2 protein-coding genes are annotated in these 2270 nt (G+C 67.8%); one reads left to right on the plus strand and one right to left on the minus strand.

Annotated features, from left to right (window positions below):
• A partial coding sequence (locus GX543_RS10115; RefSeq protein WP_290851740.1) for an NAD(P)/FAD-dependent oxidoreductase occupies nucleotides 1-970 on the minus strand: 970 nt, incomplete at its 3' end.
• A gap of 130 nt (nucleotides 971-1100) precedes the next feature.
• Here GX543_RS10115 and GX543_RS10120 point away from each other — a divergent pair.
• Nucleotides 1101-2270 (plus strand): helix-turn-helix domain-containing protein (locus GX543_RS10120; protein WP_290851741.1); only part of this gene is annotated, 1170 nt, incomplete at its 3' end.

The raw sequence follows: 2270 nt of genomic DNA on the forward strand, positions 1-2270 counted from the left end.
AGGCGTCGCCCCGCCGGAGCGCGGAGAACATGTCGCCGTCGGGCACCACGCACAGACGCTGGTCCCACGGGTTGTACGGCGGCTTGAAGTGCGGGTCCAGCGGGAAGTCCTTGCCGAGCATCGCGCGATTGGTTCCGCGGATGATCGCCTTGACCGGCCGCGGGAAGCGCTGTGCGGCTTCGTACACGAAGCGCTGCTGCAGGATGTTCTTCTCACGGGACAGCTTGTAGCCGAGGTTGGGACCGAGCACCTTCTTCATGACGTTGGCGATCGCGTCCTCGCGGGGCAGCGGGATCACATAGGTCGGGGTGCGCTGGAGCATGGTGACGTGCTCGGCGTCGTCGGTCATCGACGGGATGAGCGTGACGGCGGTGGCCCCGGACCCGATCACGACGACCTTCTTGCCCGTGTAGTCCAGGTCCTCAGGCCAGTGCTGCGGGTGCACGATCTGTCCGGCGAAGCGCTCGGTGCCGGGGAAGTCTGGGGTGAAGCCCTCGTCGTAGTTGTAGTACCCGGTGCCGGCGAAGATCCAGCGCGCCTTGACCAGTTCGGTGGGGGCGTCGTCGCCCTTCTCGGTGTCGGCGACGGCGACGTGCCAGGCTTGGTCGACGGAGTTCCAGTCGGCGCCGATCGCGCGTCGGTGGAACCGGATCTTGCCGGTGAGATCGTCGTCGGCGACGGCCTCGTTCAGGTACTCCAGAATCCGGTCGGCGTCGGCGATCGCCTGGTTGTCCATCCACGGCTTGAAGCCGAAGCCGAAGGTGTGCAGGTCCGAGTCCGAGCGGAGGCCCGGGTATTTGAACAGGTCCCAGGTGCCGCCGATCGCATGCCTCGACTCGAGGATCTCGAAGGTCTTGTCCGGATGTTCGGTGGTCAGGTAGTGCGCGGCGCCGATGCCGGAGATTCCGGCGCCGATGATCAGGACGTCGAGGATCTCGGTCCGGGGCGACGTGGACGAGTTGCTGGTCATGAGCTTCCGTTCGTTCGGGCTGGCGCGGGGCGGTACCGCGATCTATGTACCAATGATCGTTGGTATGGATGGTCGGATGCAAGAGCGATGTGCACCGGTGTCAATCGGAAACTGGTGCATAATCGACCATATGCGTGGTGAACCGGTAGATCCCGCGGTGGCCGAACTCATTCGGGCCGGCGTGCGAGTGGTGCTGGCGGCCCCTCCCGAATGGGTGCGGGCGCTCGACGAGAGCGTCCTGGAGGGGACCGGGATGAACGTCATCGCCGAGGATCCCGAACTCCTCGAGATCGCGCTGGCCACCACCGCCGCGAACATCGACCACTGGGCAGCCGCCAATCTGGCCGCCCCGGGCGAACGCGTGAGCGTGCGGGCGCACGACGACATGGCCGACTTCGTCCGCGACCTGGTGCGCCGCGGACTCGATGCCTCCACCCTGGACTCGTTCCGCACCTCTCAGAACGTCGCTTGGCAACTGTGGATGCAGGTCTGCTTCACGTTGACCGACGACCGCGATCTGCTCCGGCAGTTGCTCGAGGTCACCTCCACGTCGATCGCGACCTACATCGACGACACCGTGCGGTCGCTGGCGGAGATGATCGACGTCGCCCGGGCGGAGTTGGCCGGCGACACGCACGCGCAGCGGCGGGCCGCCGTCGCGCTGCTGTTGGAGGGAGCTCCCATCTCGGATGCGCGCGCGCACGCGCAGCTCGGCTACCGGCTCGACGGTCCGCAGCTGGCCGCGGTGATCTCGGGCGGTGCGCGAGTGTCGGCCGAACGACTGGAGTCCGCGTGCGAGGCGATCATGCAGACCTCGGGGATCACTCGGCGCCTGGTGGTGCTCGCCGGAGCCTCGCAGCTGTGGGTGTGGTTTCCGGCCCCGAGCGTGGACGTGGCCGACGCGGTCCGCGATCACGGTGACGTGTGGATCGCACTGGGCTCGCCGGGGGAGGGTCGGGAGGGGTTCCGCCGCAGCCACTTCCAGGCGCTCACCGCGCATCGGATCCTCCAGCGCGCCCGGGCCGACCGGAGGGCCGCTCGGTACGACGAGGTGCGCATGATCGACGCACTGTCCGACGACGAGAAGGTCGGCGACTTCGTCGCCGCCACTCTCGGCGACCTGCTGACGGCCGATCCCGAGGTGGCCGAGTGTCTCCGGGTCTGGTTCGCCCAGCGCTGCAACGCGAGTGCGACCGCCGAACGCCTCTACACGCACCGGAACACCGTGGTGCGCCGATTGGCGCGCGCCGAAGAGTTGCTGCCGGTGCCGTTGGGAGAGAACGCGATCGCCGTCGCGACG

This window comes from Gordonia sp. (in: high G+C Gram-positive bacteria) (assembly GCF_012515855.1).
Taxonomy (GTDB): domain Bacteria; phylum Actinomycetota; class Actinomycetes; order Mycobacteriales; family Mycobacteriaceae; genus Gordonia.